Source organism: Exiguobacterium sp. s63 (assembly GCF_018617335.1).
Classification (GTDB): Bacteria; Bacillota; Bacilli; order Exiguobacteriales; family Exiguobacteriaceae; genus Exiguobacterium.
The window spans coordinates 481,489-498,365 of the sequence record NZ_JACSKB010000001.1 but is presented as its reverse complement, the minus strand read 5'-3'; the positions used below and the strand labels follow the sequence as shown (position 1 = coordinate 498,365).

18 protein-coding genes are annotated in these 16,877 nt (G+C 45.8%); 11 read left to right on the top strand and 7 right to left on the bottom strand.

Annotation, left to right across the window (positions count from 1 at the left end; genetic code table 11):
* Positions 1–27 precede the first annotated feature (27 nt).
* A complete protein-coding gene (locus tag KNO90_RS02590) occupies positions 28–654 on the top strand; it encodes a GTP pyrophosphokinase (protein WP_214741385.1) in 627 nt (208 codons plus the stop codon).
* A gap of 35 nt (positions 655–689) precedes the next feature.
* Here KNO90_RS02590 and rpsD read toward each other — a convergent pair whose 3' ends face one another.
* Together rpsD and KNO90_RS02580 are read right to left on the bottom strand one after the other, a co-directional pair.
* Positions 690–1,289, bottom strand: a complete 600-nt coding sequence (gene rpsD / locus KNO90_RS02585; RefSeq protein ID WP_031423120.1) for a 30S ribosomal protein S4 — start codon at positions 1,287–1,289, stop codon at positions 690–692.
* A 222-nt stretch (positions 1,290–1,511) separates the two neighbouring features.
* The gene (locus KNO90_RS02580; RefSeq protein ID WP_214741383.1) at positions 1,512–1,994 is read right to left on the bottom strand and encodes a GAF domain-containing protein; all 483 of its coding nucleotides are present in this window, start codon (positions 1,992–1,994) and stop codon (positions 1,512–1,514) included.
* Between the two features lie 237 nt (positions 1,995–2,231).
* Here KNO90_RS02580 and ezrA point away from each other — a divergent pair, with 237 nt between their 5' ends.
* Positions 2,232–3,962, top strand: a complete 1,731-nt coding sequence (gene ezrA / locus KNO90_RS02575) for a septation ring formation regulator EzrA (RefSeq protein WP_215112946.1) — start codon at positions 2,232–2,234, stop codon at positions 3,960–3,962.
* A gap of 74 nt (positions 3,963–4,036) precedes the next feature.
* Entirely contained in the window at positions 4,037–5,608 is a 1,572-nt protein-coding gene (locus KNO90_RS02570; protein WP_214741379.1) for an amidohydrolase, read from the top strand.
* Positions 5,609–5,662: 54 nt separating this feature from the next.
* On the opposite strand, the gene KNO90_RS02565 is transcribed toward KNO90_RS02570, so the two are convergent.
* The gene (locus KNO90_RS02565; RefSeq protein WP_214741377.1) at positions 5,663–6,481 is read right to left on the bottom strand and encodes an NAD kinase; all 819 of its coding nucleotides are present in this window, start codon (positions 6,479–6,481) and stop codon (positions 5,663–5,665) included.
* Between the two features lie 149 nt (positions 6,482–6,630).
* On the opposite strand from KNO90_RS02565, the gene tpx reads away from it, so the two are divergent.
* From tpx to KNO90_RS14760, 4 genes are all read left to right on the top strand, one after another.
* Positions 6,631–7,119, top strand: coding sequence for a thiol peroxidase (tpx, locus tag KNO90_RS02560; protein ID WP_214741374.1), 489 nt, complete (start codon positions 6,631–6,633; stop codon positions 7,117–7,119).
* A gap of 95 nt (positions 7,120–7,214) precedes the next feature.
* Positions 7,215–8,108: a class I SAM-dependent methyltransferase gene (locus KNO90_RS02555; protein ID WP_214741372.1), complete on the top strand. Its 894-nt coding sequence runs from the start codon at positions 7,215–7,217 to the stop codon at positions 8,106–8,108.
* A gap of 119 nt (positions 8,109–8,227) precedes the next feature.
* Positions 8,228–9,439: an acetate kinase gene (locus tag KNO90_RS02550; RefSeq protein ID WP_012726734.1), complete on the top strand. Its 1,212-nt coding sequence runs from the start codon at positions 8,228–8,230 to the stop codon at positions 9,437–9,439.
* 409 nt (positions 9,440–9,848) lie between these two features.
* Positions 9,849–10,451: a 3D domain-containing protein gene (locus KNO90_RS14760; RefSeq protein WP_215112945.1), complete on the top strand. Its 603-nt coding sequence runs from the start codon at positions 9,849–9,851 to the stop codon at positions 10,449–10,451.
* Positions 10,452–10,503: 52 nt separating this feature from the next.
* Here the strand turns inward: KNO90_RS14760 and KNO90_RS02540 are convergent, their stop codons facing one another.
* Complete coding sequence (locus KNO90_RS02540; RefSeq protein WP_214741368.1) at positions 10,504–10,941, bottom strand: universal stress protein; 438 nt, start codon at positions 10,939–10,941, stop codon at positions 10,504–10,506.
* A gap of 183 nt (positions 10,942–11,124) precedes the next feature.
* On the opposite strand from KNO90_RS02540, the gene KNO90_RS02535 reads away from it, so the two are divergent.
* Complete coding sequence (locus tag KNO90_RS02535; protein ID WP_215112944.1) at positions 11,125–11,850, top strand: SDR family oxidoreductase; 726 nt, start codon at positions 11,125–11,127, stop codon at positions 11,848–11,850.
* Between the two features lie 10 nt (positions 11,851–11,860).
* A complete protein-coding gene (locus KNO90_RS02530) occupies positions 11,861–12,583 on the top strand; it encodes a metallophosphoesterase family protein (RefSeq protein ID WP_215112943.1) in 723 nt (240 codons plus the stop codon).
* A gap of 42 nt (positions 12,584–12,625) precedes the next feature.
* On the opposite strand, the gene KNO90_RS02525 is transcribed toward KNO90_RS02530, so the two are convergent.
* A complete protein-coding gene (locus KNO90_RS02525; protein ID WP_214741362.1) occupies positions 12,626–13,723 on the bottom strand; it encodes a M24 family metallopeptidase in 1,098 nt (365 codons plus the stop codon).
* A gap of 165 nt (positions 13,724–13,888) precedes the next feature.
* Here KNO90_RS02525 and KNO90_RS02520 point away from each other — a divergent pair, with 165 nt between their 5' ends.
* Positions 13,889–15,199 (top strand): DRTGG domain-containing protein, encoded by a 1,311-nt coding sequence (locus KNO90_RS02520; RefSeq protein ID WP_214741360.1) that lies wholly within the window; start codon positions 13,889–13,891, stop codon positions 15,197–15,199.
* 41 nt (positions 15,200–15,240) lie between these two features.
* Here the strand turns inward: KNO90_RS02520 and KNO90_RS02515 are convergent, their stop codons facing one another.
* On the bottom strand, positions 15,241–15,555 hold the full coding sequence (locus KNO90_RS02515; RefSeq protein WP_251125836.1) for a YtpI family protein: 315 nt from the start codon (positions 15,553–15,555) through the stop codon (positions 15,241–15,243).
* A gap of 75 nt (positions 15,556–15,630) precedes the next feature.
* Between KNO90_RS02515 and KNO90_RS02510 the strand changes: the two genes are divergently transcribed.
* Positions 15,631–16,599, top strand: a complete 969-nt coding sequence (locus KNO90_RS02510; protein WP_214741351.1) for a DHH family phosphoesterase — start codon at positions 15,631–15,633, stop codon at positions 16,597–16,599.
* A 16-nt stretch (positions 16,600–16,615) separates the two neighbouring features.
* Here the strand turns inward: KNO90_RS02510 and KNO90_RS02505 are convergent, their stop codons facing one another.
* Entirely contained in the window at positions 16,616–16,807 is a 192-nt protein-coding gene (locus KNO90_RS02505; RefSeq protein WP_214741349.1) for a YtzJ family protein, read from the bottom strand.
* Between the last annotated feature and the right edge of the window lie 70 nt (positions 16,808–16,877).

Sequence of the window (16,877 nt, the reverse complement as noted above, 5' to 3'; positions counted from 1 at the left end):
TAGAATGATGAGATAGGAGGGATGACGATGGAAATTGAAGAGTTTTTCGGCGACCAGTTCCATCAATGGCGCGAACACTTTCGATATTATGAAATGGCGATCACGGAACTCGAGAGTGACCTCGGGATTATCGATTTAGATTGGCAGACGAGACTTGGATATTCACCGATTGAACATGTGAAGACAAGAATGAAGACGTTACCTTCAATCGTACGTAAGATGAAACGGAAAGACTTACCATTAGAAGTTTCTGCACTTTGGGAACACGTACATGATGTGGCAGGAATTAGAATTGTCACGAGCTTCCGAGACGATATTTATGCCATATTACATCACTTAGAGACACGTGACGATTTAGATATCATTGAAATCAAAGACTATATCGAGCACCCGAAGCCGAGTGGATATCGTAGTTTACATCTTATTGTAAAAACGAAAGTCTATTTGGCCGAACGGATCATCTGGGTACCGGCTGAAATTCAAATCCGGACGCTTGCCATGGATTTTTGGGCGGCGACAGAGCATAAACTTCAATATAAATATCAGCATGATGTACCTGAGCCATCTAAGAAAGAGTTAATAGAGGCGGCACTTATGGCGGATGCCCTCGATACGCAAATGGGGCGTATCCGACAAGAGATTCTGAAGAAATAAAAAAATCCCCTTCGCGAAGAAGGGGATAAAAAGCATTAACGTGAGTAGTACTCGACGATGAGTTGCTCTTTGATTTGGTCGTTGAGTTCAGCGCGTTCTGGGAGACGTACGAATGTACCTTCGAGTTTCTCAGCGTCAAACGATACGAAGTCTTTTGTAGCTGGTGCTACTTCAAGAGCTTCAGCGATTGCTTTCACGTTTTTCGATTTTTCGCGAACTGCGATAACTTGACCTGGTTTTACGCGGTAAGACGCGATGTCTACGCGTGATCCGTCAACTGTGATGTGACCGTGGTTGACGAGTTGGCGTGCTCCACGACGTGTGCGAGCGAGGCCGAAACGGTAAACGAGGTTGTCAAGGCGTGATTCGAGCAAGAACATGAAGTTCTCACCGTGGATGCCTGGCATTTTACCAGCATCGTTGAAGATGCGGCGGAATTGCTTCTCGTTCACTCCGTACATGTGACGAAGTGCTTGCTTCGCTTGAAGCTGAAGACCGTATTCTGAGATTTTCTTACGACCATTTCCGTGTTGACCTGGTGCGTAAGGACGTTTTGCTAATTCTTTACCCGTTTCGCTAAGTGAAATTCCTAAGCGACGCGAGAGTTTCCAAGCTGGACCTGTGTAACGAGCCATGATTGGACTCCTCCTTGTTGTTCATGTATTTTGCACAAAAGAACAACGGTGTCAAAGACGAGTAACGCCCCTTTCAAGGTACAAGCACCTTCACTTGATAGCGAAGCTACGAGATGCCCCTCCGACTAAGTCGAGGCCCGAAAGGTGGATACGTTTGTCTATGACTGCTATCGTCATTTCATGCACAAAGATGAGTATACGATGAATCGAATTGCTTGTCAATCAAATATAGCGAAGTAATGTCTCGCAGAAACGCTCAAGACCTTGACGGTCGATTTCTGAGAATCGATCAAATTCAGGGCTGTCGATATCGAGCACACCGATCGTTTTCCCATCACGCACGAGAGGGATGACGATTTCAGAATTTGAAGCGGCATCACAAGCGATATGTCCTGGGAATTGATGTACATCAGCAACGAGTTGTGTTTCTTGTGTAGCCGCAGCGGTTCCACATACCCCTTTACCAAATGAGATATGAACACAAGCCGGTAGTCCTTGGAATGGTCCTAAAATCAAACTGTCTTCTGAATCAGACACGTAGAATCCGACCCAATTGATCCGGTCTAAAAATTGGTTGAGTAATGCGCTGGCGTTGGCAAGGTTCGCCACTGTATTTGTTTCGCCTTCTAGTAAAGCGGCAAGTTGCTTATTTAATAGTTCGTAACCGGCAGTCAAATCACCTGAGTACGATGTCGTTTGGAACATATGAATTTCCCTCCATCTTTCATGTTTTTAGAATTTAGCATTATGGTACACGCAAAATTCGGATTTGTCTTGCAAGAAAGTTCTGAAAAAATGAACAATCTCCACTGAAACCATTGGAAAACCTATGCAAATCGTTGGTTCTATAATATGATTAGGTATATCTATTCTTATAAAATACTTCTTTTTTTATATAAAGGTACATAAGTCCACGAAAGCGGCTTGGAGGTTGTGACAAAGATGGATTACGGAATTTATGGATTAATCATTGGAATCATCGTCGTCGTATTAGGCGGGATGTTGGGAAGTATGCTCATCCGAAGGAATTTTTACCAGAAAATAGACGACTTGGACATGAGGAAACAAAGTGTGCTTAGCGCAAGTATCCCCGTCGAGCTCCAGAAATTCAAACAGTGGCCGATGGAAGGGGAAACGAAAGAGAAGTTTGATCGATGGCATCAATCTTGGGATGAGTTGGTCAGCGTGCACGCGGGTCAAATTGATGAAGCGTTATACCGGGCTGAAGAAGACTTGGATAAATACCGTTTCATGAAAGTGAAAGCAGACCTGAATGCGACTGAGCAACTTATTGAAGAACTCGAGACGATGGTACACGCCATGCTCGATGAGATGGATGAGTTTACGACACATCACACGTCTCTCTTAGATATTGTGAAGCAAGATGAAAAAGAACTATATCAGTTCCGTAAAACGTTGAATTCACAAAATCATGCGTTCGGACCGACCTATGCACTAGTGGAACAAGAAATTGCTGCCGCCGAGGCGAAACGTAGCGAGATGATCAACTTAAAGCAAATCGGTCAAGTCTCCGAAGCATTTGAAACGGGGCAATCTCTATCGGCCCAAGTCGGTCATATCCGTGAACTGATTCGAATCATTCCGCAATTCGTACGTACCGTTCAAGTCGAGTTGAAACAACAACTTCAACAGTTACGGGCCGGACATAAAGAAATGCAAATGGACGGATATGCCCTTGAACCGCTTGGATTGATGGAAGAAATTGATCAAGCAGAAGACCGTCGCGAAGAATTGATGACTCGAATCGAACGATTGGAATTCGATCATTTTGAAGAGGACATGCAGCAATTGAGCTCCGACATCGATCAATTGTTCGAAGCGTTCCGTACTGAGGTCGATGCCCGCCAATACGTGAAAAAAGAATTTGCGACGATTCAAGAGCGTGAATTGCAGTCCACTGAAATCATGAACAACCTGCAAACCGAAATGTCCAAACTCGTCAGTAATTATGAAATTAATGCCCGTGTCGGTGAGGAGTTCGAACAATTAGAGCGTGAACGGACAACCCTTACGGCAAACGTTCTCGATATCGAACAGGCACTGGTTGCACAAATGTTACCGTACAGTATGATCAAATCCAAAGTGCAGGAAGCGAAGCGGTCGCTCGACCAATTCAATGCCATGCATGAACGATTCATTGAAGATACGAATTCGTTACGGAAAGAAGAACTTGAAGTTCGTCATAAATTAGAAACGTGGAAGAAAGAATTGTCCGCACATCGTCGCTTGTTAGCGAAGAGTGCGATGCCGATCATCCCAAATGATTTATCCAATGATTTGCGTCAGCTTCAAAAGGGTGTGCAATCCTTAGATGAACAGTTTGATAAGGCACCATTCAATATGACGTATATCGTCGGACTGAGCCATGACGTCGAAGAGATGATGGACAACTTCCGTGACCGTGTCCATGCACTGATCCGTCAAGTGACGTATGCGGAACAGTTATTGCAATACGCAAACCGCTTCCGTCGCCGCGATAATGAGATTCATATCGCCTTGACACTTGCGGAAAATAAGTTCCTGCACGGTGAATATGGTACTGCCGTCGAAATCGGAGAGCGTGTGCTCGGTCGTTTTGACGAAAATGGAGCACATGAGATTCGTCAACGGGTAGACAAAGGATTGGAGCAACAAGAGTTGCTAAAAAAATAAACAACGCATGAAGATTGACGGAAACGGGAAAAACGTAGACGTCAATCTTTTTTCAATCGAGGAGGAATCGTTAGATGGGTACATTATGGGTTAATGGGAATATCTATACATTGAATAAGCCGGGTGAAATGATGCGCTCTATGTTTGTAGAACACGGTCGTGTTTTGAAGATGGGAGAGGAGGGGCATCTTCGCCGTACATATGCCGGTCGTATCGAGAAGATTGTGAATTTAGAAGGAAAGAGTGTATATCCTGCTTTCACCGATTCACATATCCATCTCGTCGGTTACGGGGAGGCGCTCGACCGTGTCGATGCGAGTGAAGCGACAAACATCAGAGAGTTGCTTGAGACGATGAAACAACAGGGTTCGGACGACGATTGGATTGTGGCAGAAGGATTTGACGATCGTCTGCTCGGTGACATGCCGACACGAGAGATGATTGATGAAGTGATTAGCGACCGTCCCGTCGTGTTGAAACGTGTTTGTCGTCATGTGGCCGTCGTGAACTCGAAAGGACTCGAGCGACTCGGACTGATCCATCATACGGTAATCGAAGGTGGGAAACTTGGTCGAGATGAAGAGGGAAAATTGAACGGTGTTTTATATGATGCTGCGTTAGACCTCTTATATAAAGAATTGAGTGGGAACCGTAAGAAAAATGCCGCTTCCCTTCGTCGGGCAATCGATTCATTATTCGCAAATGGAATCGTTGGCGCCCATACGGAGGACTTGTTTTATCATGGAGATCCGCTCGAGACGATTCAAGCGTATGAAGATGTACTGAGCGAAATTCCATTCCAGGCACACCTACTTGTTCATGAACAAGTAGTGGATCGCGTCATCCAACAAGATGCGATGACAAAACGGAAACGTTTTGATTTTGGGGCGATGAAAGTGTTTGTCGATGGTTCATTTGGGGGGCGTACCGCACTCTTGTCATCGCCGTACGCAGATGATCGAGGACAACGGGGGATTGAAGTACATCGACCAGATCATCTTGAAGCCTTGGTGAAAAAGGCACGTACTTACGGGATGAATGTGGCTGCCCATGTGATCGGTGATGCCGCGGTCGAACAGTTTGTCAGTTTACTTGAGAAGTATCCTGCTAAGAAAGGGACGCGTGATCGAATCATTCACGCATCCTTGTTAAATGACTCACTCATCAAACGGATCAAATCGCTCCCCGTATTGATTGATGCGCAACCTGTATTTCTCTCAGACGATTTAGACATGTTGTTTGAGCGGTTAGGAAACGAACGGGTACAAGACGTATATCGTTTCAAGTCGCTCCTTAATACCGGGGCGCTCGTATTAGGGGGAAGTGATGCCCCGATTTCATCAGTCGACGTACGGAAAGGGCTATTTGGAGCGGTCACAAGACAGTCCTTCAACGGGTCGAGTACATTAAATCCGAGCGAACGCCTCTCGATGTATGAGGCGCTCCGAAGCTTCACGTATTCACCGCACGTGGCGACGGGGACACACGGAAGAAACGGACTATTGATTCAAAGTTACAACGCGAACTTTACAGTATGGGACCAAGATTTCTTTGACTTAAAAGGGGAAGACATTTTGCAAAATCGTCTCGTCATGACAGTCGTTGAAGGAACGCCTGTCTATGAGTCAGAAGCGGTCACATCATAAAATGAAAGAGAGGAGCCATTCATCCAATCGGGATGCGTGACTCCTCTTTCATATTTAGAAGAATGAACGTTGCACTTTATGCCAGAACGAGTTATTCCGAAGTTTGACAGTCTTAATGACTTTGTCCGAGAGTTCAATGTCGATCCGGTCCGTATATTTCAAGCTGAGGGCTTCATTGTCCATCCCGATAATCGGATAATCGTTTCCGTCCTCGACAATACGAAGTGATAACTTACGCGAATCATGTACGATGAATGATGAACCGAGTGTGCGGTAACGGTTGTTGTTGACCGAGGCGATTTCACTCACTTGCATACATGGGATGAGCGGATCGACGACCGCTCCGCTGAGCGATTTGTTGTAGGCGGTCGATCCAGTCGGTGTCGACACGACCATTCCGTCCCCACGGAATGTCTCGAAATGTAAATCGTCGATGTATACCTCAATTGCGAGTGATTTGATGATACTCGATTTAATTGAAGCTTCATTTAAACAAAGAAGTGGTGTCGATTCGTTAATCGATGCCGAGAGAAGTGGATACTTCCGAACTTCAAGACCTTCTTCGATTCGCATCGAGTTGTCTGAGAAGAGGCGATCAATTTCATCGAGTTTATGTATGTCGAAATCACAATAAAACTCGTTCAATCCACGACCAAATCCTACATAAATCGCATCCTGACGAAAACCTGTGTAGCGAACAGCCTGCAAGAAGGCCCCGTCTCCACCGACCGCAGCGATGATGTTCGCATCTTCCGGCTGATTGACGATGTTGAACCCGTGTTTTTCCCCGATTTCTTTTAATTTCTTCACTTCTTTAGTGAATTCGTTGACGTTACGATGGTACAAATAGACGTTATTTCTCATCTGAGTCATCCCCTTTGTCAATGGTGTCTTCTACATTATAACGTGTTTCCCCTGACCGATATAGGGAAAACTGAAACAGGGCCAAAAGCAGGAAGTTTGTCAAAGGCTCAATTTCATCGATATGATGAACAGGTAACTAATATAAAGGGGATGAGTTCATGCCAACATTTAAAGGGAACAACGTGACACTACAAGGGAATCCGGTGAAAGTGGGAGACCAAGCGCCTGACTTCCGCGTCTTGACGACGGCTCTAGAAGAAGTGACATTAGCGAGTTATCCGGGGAAAAAACTAATCAGTGTCATTCCTTCCATTGATACAGGCGTATGTGATACACAAACGCGTGAATTCAATGAGAAGGCTTCTTCACTTGGTGGAACAGTCTTGACCGTATCGAACGACCTCCCATTCGCACAACGTCGTTGGTGCTCAGCTTCGGGTCTAGACAACGTGGTCACACTCTCTGACCATCGTGATCTCTCATTTGCGAAAGCATACGGTGTATTAATTGAGGAAATGCGACTTCTCGCGCGCTCGGTGTTTGTCGTAGATTCAAATGGAGTCGTACAGTACGTAGAGTACATGGATGAAATGACAAATGAGGTCGATTTCGAAGCGGCGCTTCAAGCGTTCGAACAAGTGAATTGATTCGTTTGGCGAAATTGATTAAAATAGCTTACACTAGAACGTGAACCGACCGGTCCTCTTATGGGGGCCGGTTTTGTATGGAAAGGATGAACGAAATGGAACGTTTTGAACAACTGTATCGCGATTGGAAACAAGAAGCGAAGAAACTCGTCAAAGACTTAGATGTATTACCGATTGAAGCGCTCGTTCAAGTGTTTGATCATGTCGACATCGAAAACGAGAAAATGGATGATGTCCGAAAAGTGGTCAGTCTACTCGTACTTGAAGAAACGACACAACTGCCACCGAACAATCAACCGACGCCGGATGCGGTCAGTTTATTCATGGGATACTTGGCAACGAAACTGCTCAAAGATGGCGCGACAGTGCTTGACCTTGGAAGTGGGACGGGTACCTTGTCACACGCAATCCTCTCTCAGTTGAAAGAAGCGACAGCTCAGGCGGTCGAAGTGGATGAGTTATTACTTCGCCTATCTTATTCAATCAGTAACTTATTAAAAGAGCCGGTTTCTTATTTCCATCAAGACGCCCTAGCTCCTTTATTTGTCGAGCCGAGTGATTTATCCGTAGCTGATTTACCAGTCGGATACTATCCGAACGATGATGTCGCAGCCGAGTATGACATGAAGCGAGAGGAAGGCCATTCCTATTCACATTTCCTAATGATGGAACAGGCAATCCGACATACAAAACCGGGTGGGCACGGACTATTCGTCATTCCGAACAATTTGTTTGAACAGGATGATGAAGGGAAATTAAAACAATGGATGGACCGCGAGGCCGTCGTCAAAGGGGTCATTCAGCTTCCGACGACGATGTTCAAGGACGAACGTTATGCGAAAAGCTTATTGCTCCTCCAAAAAGTAGGCGAAGGCGTCACACGTCCGAAACAAGCTCTATTCGTGGAACTTCCGTCATTCACTGATGTCAGAGCAGTTGCCAATGTGGTGAAACAGATTGACGATTGGTTCAAAACAACTCAAAAATAATGGACAAAATACTTGAAAAAGGTATGCAAAATCAAGTATCTTCATTATGATACAGTTATCAGTTTTAAATTGAACAGATAAAGATATGCGTTTAAAACGAAAGGTAAGAGGTGTATGACATGACGAAAATTATGGCAGTCAATGCTGGTAGTTCATCGCTCAAGTTCCAGTTACTCGAGATGCCAACGGAAGAGTTGCTCGCAGTCGGACTTGTAGAGCGTGTAGGGAAAGAAGATGCGATTTTTACAATTAAGTACGGTGAAGGACAGAAGTTCAACGTGGTTACACCACTTCACACGCACAAAGAAGCGGTTGAATTGACGTTGGAGAAATTGATCGAATTGGATATCATCCAATCGTTCGATGAGATTTCTGGCGTAGGTCACCGTGTGTTACACGGGAAAGAGTTGTATGCGGATTCGGTCGTCATCGACGACGAAGTCATGAAGAACATCGAGTCGTTCACAGAGCTCGGACCCCTTCATATCCCACCAAACTTGACAGGTATTCGTGCATTCCAGGCCATTTTGCCGAATGTCCCACAAGTAGCGGTATTCGATACAGCGTTCCATCAATCAATGCCTGAAGAGAACTTCTTGTACAGTCTTCCTTATGAATACTATACGGAACATGGCGTACGTAAGTATGGTTTCCACGGAACGAGCCACAAGTATGTCACACAGCGTGCGGCAGAACTTCTTGGTCGTCCGCTTGAAGACTTACGTTTGATTTCTTGTCACCTCGGTAGCGGTGCGTCAATCGCGGCAGTTGCAGGTGGACGTTCAATCGATACAACGATGGGCTTCACACCTCTTGAAGGAATCACGATGGGAACACGTTCAGGTTCATTGGACCCGGCCCTCATTCCGTTCTTGATGCAAAAAACAGGAAAATCTGCTGAAGACGTATTGAACGTCATGAACAAAGAGTCTGGCGTATACGGTCTCTCTGGTATCTCAAGTGACTTGCGTGACATCGAGCAAGCGGCTGCAGAAGGTAACCACCGTGCAGAAGTCTCGTTGAAAATCTTCTCAAACCGTATTCACGGTTACATCGGTCAATATGCGGCTGAAATGAATGGTGTCGACGCCATCATCTTCACAGCAGGTGTCGGTGAGAACTCAGACGTCATCCGTGAACGTATCCTTCGTGGTCTCGAATTCATGGGCGTCTACTGGGATCCATCCCTTAACAACGGAGCTCGCGGCAAAGAGTTGTTCATCAACTACCCGCATTCACCGGTTAAGGTCATCATCATCCCAACAAACGAAGAATTGGTCATCGCTCGTGACACGGTTCGCATCGCAAACCTTGTCGAAGCACACGCATAAGTTGAAACAAACCCCACGTTACATTGTGTGACGTGGGGTTTTTCTGAGTCTTTTTACCTAATCCAGGATCATTCAAATAGGACAATGGTTTTCTCTGTTGTAATATTAGGCGCCTTATTTACATCGTTTTGTAATACTTGCGTCATGAATAAACCATTTATTGGATGTAAATTCATATAAATATCTCTACTTCGTTTCAAATCACTCTTATCGTGTGATAAACCGTCCGTTTTGACATCAATTTGTAATGTTTGTGTCACTCAAATGAACAGGAAGTGTAACGGCACTGACGGATATTTCAGCATATAGTTATCTGGACGAAATATTCATCGAAAAGCTATGAATCACCTGTTACATATGGGTCGATCTCAAAGGATAAACAAATTGACGAAGAGAGGACGAAAAACGTATGTTGAAAAAAATCATGACGCTCTTACTTCTCGCAATCGCCGTATTTGCATTTTCTTTACCATCTTCACAAGTAGAGGCAGCAACTAAGAAAGTATATGTTGCGACAAAGTCGGGTTCGAAGATGATTTATGCTGAAGGGAAATCAAATGCACGAGTGATTGGAAAGATGACAGCGAGTGATCGTCTTCAACGGACGGGTTCTCGAGGCGCTTGGATTCGTGTGAACTATAAAGGGAAAGCTGGATGGGTTCCTACAAAGAACTTACGTTCAGTGAGTGCGCCTAAACCAATCAAACCAGCAAGCGTGAAAACATATACGATGAAAGCATCTGCTTATACACCGTATTGCAAAGGTTGTTCTGGAAAAACGGCACTCGGATGGAACGTTCGTACTCAAAAACGCAACGTCATCGCGGTTGACCCACGCGTCATCCCGCTCGGAACAAAAGTTCAAGTTTACGTGGGGAGTAAGTTACTCGGCACGTATACAGCGGCCGATACGGGTGGGGCGATTAAAGGAAACAAAATCGATATCTTAATGTATTCACATAGTGCGGCGATTCAATTCGGTCGCAAAACGGTCACGGTCAAAGTGTTGTGATCAATAGTAAAAGGGTCTTGCATCGGCAAGACCCTTTTTTGTGCATGAATGATTATTGGCGGACAATGAGAACGTCGCATTTTGCATATCGGACGATACTTTCAGATACACTTCCGATAAAGAAACGTTCGACGGCGTTAAGACCAGTCGCGCCACAAATAATAAGATCAATATCATGGTTAGGCGCAATCTTTTTCGCGATTGTCACTTTAGGAGAACCGTATTCAATTACGGTCTCAACTTCTTTTACGCCACGCTCTTTCGCGCGCTTCACATAGTCTTCAAGTAATTCTTTCGCATATGTCTCAGCGCGTTCGGTGATTGTTCGGTCATAAGCTTCAACAGTCGCAAACGTACGCGTATCAATCACATGACCAACGTACAATTTTCCTTCGTTACGAATCGCGACATCGATCGCTGTTTCAAATGCACGTTCTGCCTCTTTCGATCCATCAACGGCAGATAAAATGTGTTTGTATACAATTGCCATGTAAATCCCAACCTTTCGCTCGAAATATACGTTCGGCTTACATATATAGTATACCACTTCTTTCAGTTTTCACGCTGTTTCGCCATGAAAAGGAGTGAATTTTTTCATGACTTTGTTCACGACATGTCCAAGTTTGGAATTCATGTGAAAGAACAGGTAAAATAAAGCGAAGGAGGTAGGGCGATGAAACATGTGATGATTACATCTGGGGCAAAAGGGATCGGTCGTGTCGTGACAGAACGGCTTTTGCACGAGGGTTGGCACGTCAGCATCCTGCAGCGTAACCCCATTGATTGGGAACATGAACGAATACATATGATTGAGGCGGGGTTGACCGACCGTAATCAACTGCTCTCGGCTTATGAAGAGGCAGTCGAGCGATTTGGTGAACCGAGTGCCTTGATTTTAAACGCGGGACCATACATTTTCGAAAGAAAACCGCTCGTCGAATTGTCGGATGAAGAATGGGACGAAGTATTGATCGGCAATCTATCCGCCTCGTTTTGGCTGATGCGTCGTGTGATTCCTTCGATGCGATCGAATCGCTTCGGACGCATCATCTCATACGGTTTTCCGGAAAGTGGGACGGCACCTGGCTGGATTCATCGTTCTGCATTTGCCGCTGCAAAGACAGGACTCGTCAGTTTGACGAAATCGGTCGCATTAGAAGAGGCACCGTTCGGAATTACGGTGAACATGGTCAACCCGGGAAATATCGTCGGATCTCAAAAAGAGATGCGAATTAAAGAAGCAGAAGTGGATGAAGGGACTCCGGTTGGTCGACACGGTACCGGAGAAGATATTGCGCGTTTAATTTCTTTCTTATTACAAGAAGATTCGGATATGATCACGGGAGCCGTCATTGATGTGACGGGTGGGGTCAACGTCGTCCATCAGTATCGGAAGTGAGGGGGAAGCGATGAAGATTGGAGTAATCACAGACGTTCACGGGAATCTCGAAGCGTTACAAGCCGTTCTTCAAGTTATGGATAGGGAACGGGTCGACGTCATCTGGTCACTCGGTGACATGATTGCGATGGGACCGGACTCGAATGCGGTCATGGAGCGGTTACTCGATCGAGGAGCGTACATGATTTCTGGAAATCATGATGAAGCGGTCCTCTCGCTATTGGCTGGGCAGGGGCATCCGGAAAGTTATGCCCATACACGTCTTCACCATGAGTGGGTCGCACGACATTTGGAAACTAAATATGCGGATGTCCTTGACTCTCTTCCTCGAACGATGTCTTACGGGATGGCTGGCGAAACGGTGTTCGGCATTCATTATCACATCCCAAAAGAAAAGCGGGAAGCGACAATTATCGAAGAACCGTTTCATGAAATCCTTGAACCGACACTGGAAAATATGCAACGTCTGTACGGTGAATACGCAGGAGATATCGTCTTATTTGGACATCACCATCCTGTTCATTTGTTTGAAGATGACAGCAAATGTTACGTCAATCCGGGTGCACTCGGGGTGGCGAAAGATGATCTTGCTCGCTTTGCCATATTGTCAGAGGGAGAAACGGGACTTGATCTTGAACTTCAGGCGGTACCGTACGACAAGCGTGCCTTTTTGGAGAAGATGGAACGCTGTGAGGTACCTCAACGAGAAGTCATGATGCGATTATTCTATTAAGTTATGTAAAAAGTGCGATCCTTGAACGGATCGCACTTTTTGTCATTCAATCTCTTGAAGCGTTTTTGGATAACTCGTCAACGTGATAGGACCACTTTCTGTCATGACGAGATCGTCTTCAATCCGAACACCACCGACACCTGGTAAATAGATACCCGGTTCGACTGTGAACGTCATACCGACTTGAGCAGTCATGTCGTTGTTTGCTGCCATCGATGGATGTTCGTGTACTTCGATGCCAATTCCATGACCGATACGGTGAGTGAAGTATTCACCGTATCCGGCAGAGGTGATAACTTGGCGTGCCGCGATGTCGATGGCACCGAGTGTTGTTCCGACGTTTGCCATCTCGATTGCTGCTTCTTCAGCTTGTAGAACCGTTTCATAAAGTTCGCGTTGTTTCTTACTTGCTTCACCAAAGACGACTGTACGTGTGATATCTGAACAATATCCTTGCCAGACGACACCGAGGTCGAATAAGGCGAAGTCTCCTTTTTTCAAGCGATTGTTACCTGGTACACCGTGAGGGTCGGCGCTATTTTCTCCGAACAAGACGAGTGTATCAAATGACATCTCACGTACGCCTTGTTGCTTCATAGCGTATTCGATATCGGCGATGACCTCAAGCTCGGTCACACCTTCGCGGAGTGAACGGATTCCGGCTTCAATTGCCATATCAGCCAGTTCAGCGGCACGTTTCATCACACGGACTTCATCCGGTGACTTGATCATGCGTAACGTTTGGAGTTCGTCGGTCAAGTCGATAATCGAAAGACCTGCAAAACCGGCGCGAAGTTGCTCAACACGATTAAAGGTTAAATGCTCACCTTCGATTCCGATTCGTTCAGGAACGATTTGGTTATCGAGGAACAGTTTGACGATTCTGTCCCATGGGTTTTCATGGTCCATGTACGTCACGATCTCACCTGACCATTCACTAGCTTCGACAATCCCTTTTTCGAGAGCCGGACAAATGATGGCGGTTGTACCGTTTTTGAGGACCAAGATGGCAATGAGACGCTCGTGAGCTTCCGCATAGACTCCCGAAAAGTAAAACACGGATGCCTTCGATGTGATGAACGCCGCATCTAATCCTTTTGTCGCTAAAGATTGTGCAATTTGATTGGTACGTTGATTCAAAATGAATCCCTTCCCTTCTACCTCTTACGTTGACTACGTGTCTATTATAGCGGTTTCGAAAACAGAAAGGAAATGTTGCAATTTGATTGGTACAGTTTGAACAACTTTGACTGATACAGTATACTGGAATGAGTAGAAAATGTATTGAGAGAAGGGACTCCGAGTATGACCACAAAACATGAACAGATCATAGCACATATCGAGTCACTCGATGTTGGGTCAAAAATTTCGGTCCGTCAAATCGCTAAAGAGTTAGCGGTTTCAGAAGGTACGGCCTACCGAGCCATCAAGGAAGCTGAGAACCTCGGTTTCGTGTCCACCATTGAACGAGTGGGGACGATCCGGATTAAACGAAAACATAAAGAAAATATTGAAAAACTCACATTCGCTGAAGTCGTCAATATCGTCGATGGACAAGTATTGGGCGGTCGGAACGGCTTACACAAGACGTTATCAAAATTTGTAATCGGTGCCATGAAGCTTGAAGCGATGATGCGGTATATCGATGTCGACTCGCTCGTCATTATCGGGAACCGTGAGAAAGCGCATGAACTTGTCCTGCAATCAGGTGGGGCCGTCTTGATCACAGGGGGATTTGATACGACGGATGAAGTGAAACGAATGGCGGACAAATATGATATGCCAGTCATTTCCACATCTTATGACAGTTTTACCGTTGCGACAATGATTAACCGCGCAATTTATGACCGATTGATCAAAAAAGAAATTTTACTCGTCTCAGATATCGTCATTCCGCTTCACGACACATTCTACCTGAAGTCCGATGACACGGTGAAACGTTGGCACGAATTGAACGAGCGAACGAAACATAACCGTTATCCCGTCATCGATGAACAGATGAAGGTGGTCGGTGTGATTACAGCGAAGGACGTCATCGACAAACCTCATGACCATGATATCGAAAAGGTCATGACGAAAAGTCCGATTACAGTAGGCGTCCAAACGAGCGTAACCAATGCGGCCCATCAGATGGTATGGGAAGGGATTGAAATGCTTCCTGTCGTCGACAACTATGGACGATTGCTCGGAATCATTAGCCGTCAAGACGTGCTGAAGGCACTTCAACTTGCAAATCGTCAACCGCAAGTCGGTGAAACGTTTGATAATATGATCACGAACCAATTGAAAGAAGATCCTACATCGAACGGGACGGCCTTCACGGTCGAAGTCGCACCTCAGATGACGAGTCATATGGGGACTGCCTCATCTGGCGTGCTGACGACCTTATTGGTTGAAGGGGCGACGCGTAGTCTGCGCCACATGAAAAAAGGGGATTTGGTGGTTGAGAACATCACGGTCTATTTCATGAAACCAATTCAAATTGAAAGTCAGATCCGGGTGTCGGCCAACGTCTTCGATCTCGGACGGAAGTTCGGGAAAGTGGATGTGGAAATGACGCAAGGGACTCAACTTGTTGCCAAAGCGCTCGTCACGGCACAACTTATCGATCGGTAAAGAAAAGAGCACCTGCTACATCGAGTAGCAGGTGCTCTTGTTCATGATGGCGTATTCGTCGGTTCTTCTGCGGCGAGTGGATAGATCTTCCGATAACGGATGAATCCGACAATCGCGTTACCAAGACCGACAATGAGCATGACGATACTGACAATCCAACCGACAGTCGAATTGAGTCCGAAGCCACCGACCATTTGGTTTGCGGCGAATAGTGCGAGGAATAAACTTAACCAAATCAAGGCCTGAGTATTGAACAAGGCTTTTCGGTTCGGTGTCTTTGTCAAAAAGGCACGGCGCTTGAAGACTAAGTAAGCTCCGAGCGCGAACAAAATGAGTCCAATCATGACAAGTTGCAAGTGAAGGAACCCCTTTCTATCTCGTAATCTGTTATCATCATACCATAAGAGTGTGGAGGAAAGTGAGGAATCATCATGACGCAATGGCAGGAAGCAGAAACAATCAAATCGGAAATCGAAGCGGCAAGCACCATTTTCATTCATCGCCACGTCCGACCAGACCCTGATGCACTAGGGAGTCAATTAGGGTTACAACATATTTTGAAATCGGTCCATCCAGATAAACAAATTTATGTGGTCGGTGGCATGGTACCCGACCTCGAGTTTTTGGGCAAGATGGAACACGTTGAGGAAGAGATGTACCGGGATGCTCTCGTGTTGATTCTCGACACAGCCAATCATGAACGAATCGATGGACCATTCGCGTTGAAAGGAAAGACAATCATCAAAATCGATCATCACCCTGATGAAGACCCGTATGCGATGACCCAGATTGTAGACACGACGGTCAGCTCGACGTCTGAGATGATTGCGGAACTCGCGGACCGTTGGGGATATCCAATCGACCAAGAAGCGGCATTCTTGCTCTATGCAGGCATCGTAGGCGATACAGGGCGATTCCAATTCCGAAACGCCACGGCACGGACGTTTGAAATCGCCTCAACTTTAATTGCGAAAGACATCGATACGAATAAACTCTATCGACATATGTATAAAACGAATTTGGCGACCCTGCAACTTCAAGGATACGTGCTTCAACATGTCAACGTGACGGATGAAGGGGTCGGATATGTGAAGATTGACAAAGATGTACTTCGTACGTTCCATGCCTCTCCGGAAGCGGCGTCCCAACTCGTCAATAGTTTTTCCGGTTTAGAAGGCTTGAAATGTTGGGTCATGTTCGTGGAAAACAAAGAGGAGATTCGTGTCCGGATTCGGTCGAAAGGTCCGGTCATCAATGAAGTTGCCAAACGATATCGTGGGGGCGGTCATCCGATGGCGGCGGGTGCCACGATCGACACTTGGGATGAGATGGATGACGTCATTTCGGCATTGAATGAAGTGGCGAAGGGATTCACGTTTGAAGAAAATAAAGAGAGCTGACCGAGGTCAGCTCTCTTTATTTGTCTCCATCTTCTTGTGGGATGAACCAAGTGCCACGCTCCGTCACATCCTCGACGACATCGAGTTGATACTCGGTGATGTATTTTCGAAGCCGCTCAATGATTTCTGGACTGTCCGCAAATACGGTCTGACCGTTCTGTAATTTTTCTAACTTATCACGTGCGATTTGTCCCCGATTGATAATCATACGCTTTTACCCCCTTTTATCATGAATATTGTCTATAATTATTGTATCAGAGAAGGGATGAATTGAGTTT

Excerpts from the sequence above, each read along its gene's own strand:
- KNO90_RS02590 (WP_214741385.1), top strand. The coding sequence starts at position 28 with ATGGAAATTGAAGAGTTTTTCGGCGACCAGTTCCATCAATGGCGCGAA.
- rpsD (WP_031423120.1), bottom strand. The coding sequence starts at position 1,289 with ATGGCTCGTTACACAGGTCCAGCTTGGAAACTCTCGCGTCGCTTAGGA.
- KNO90_RS02580 (WP_214741383.1), bottom strand. The coding sequence starts at position 1,994 with ATGTTCCAAACGACATCGTACTCAGGTGATTTGACTGCCGGTTACGAA.
- ezrA (WP_215112946.1), top strand. The coding sequence starts at position 2,232 with ATGGATTACGGAATTTATGGATTAATCATTGGAATCATCGTCGTCGTA.
- KNO90_RS02570 (WP_214741379.1), top strand. The coding sequence starts at position 4,037 with ATGGGTACATTATGGGTTAATGGGAATATCTATACATTGAATAAGCCG.
- KNO90_RS02565 (WP_214741377.1), bottom strand. The coding sequence starts at position 6,481 with ATGACTCAGATGAGAAATAACGTCTATTTGTACCATCGTAACGTCAAC.
- tpx (WP_214741374.1), top strand. The coding sequence starts at position 6,631 with ATGCCAACATTTAAAGGGAACAACGTGACACTACAAGGGAATCCGGTG.
- KNO90_RS02555 (WP_214741372.1), top strand. The coding sequence starts at position 7,215 with ATGGAACGTTTTGAACAACTGTATCGCGATTGGAAACAAGAAGCGAAG.
- KNO90_RS02550 (WP_012726734.1), top strand. The coding sequence starts at position 8,228 with ATGACGAAAATTATGGCAGTCAATGCTGGTAGTTCATCGCTCAAGTTC.
- KNO90_RS14760 (WP_215112945.1), top strand. The coding sequence starts at position 9,849 with ATGTTGAAAAAAATCATGACGCTCTTACTTCTCGCAATCGCCGTATTT.
- KNO90_RS02540 (WP_214741368.1), bottom strand. The coding sequence starts at position 10,941 with ATGGCAATTGTATACAAACACATTTTATCTGCCGTTGATGGATCGAAA.
- KNO90_RS02535 (WP_215112944.1), top strand. The coding sequence starts at position 11,125 with ATGAAACATGTGATGATTACATCTGGGGCAAAAGGGATCGGTCGTGTC.
- KNO90_RS02530 (WP_215112943.1), top strand. The coding sequence starts at position 11,861 with ATGAAGATTGGAGTAATCACAGACGTTCACGGGAATCTCGAAGCGTTA.
- KNO90_RS02520 (WP_214741360.1), top strand. The coding sequence starts at position 13,889 with ATGACCACAAAACATGAACAGATCATAGCACATATCGAGTCACTCGAT.
- KNO90_RS02510 (WP_214741351.1), top strand. The coding sequence starts at position 15,631 with ATGACGCAATGGCAGGAAGCAGAAACAATCAAATCGGAAATCGAAGCG.
- KNO90_RS02505 (WP_214741349.1), bottom strand. The coding sequence starts at position 16,807 with ATGATTATCAATCGGGGACAAATCGCACGTGATAAGTTAGAAAAATTA.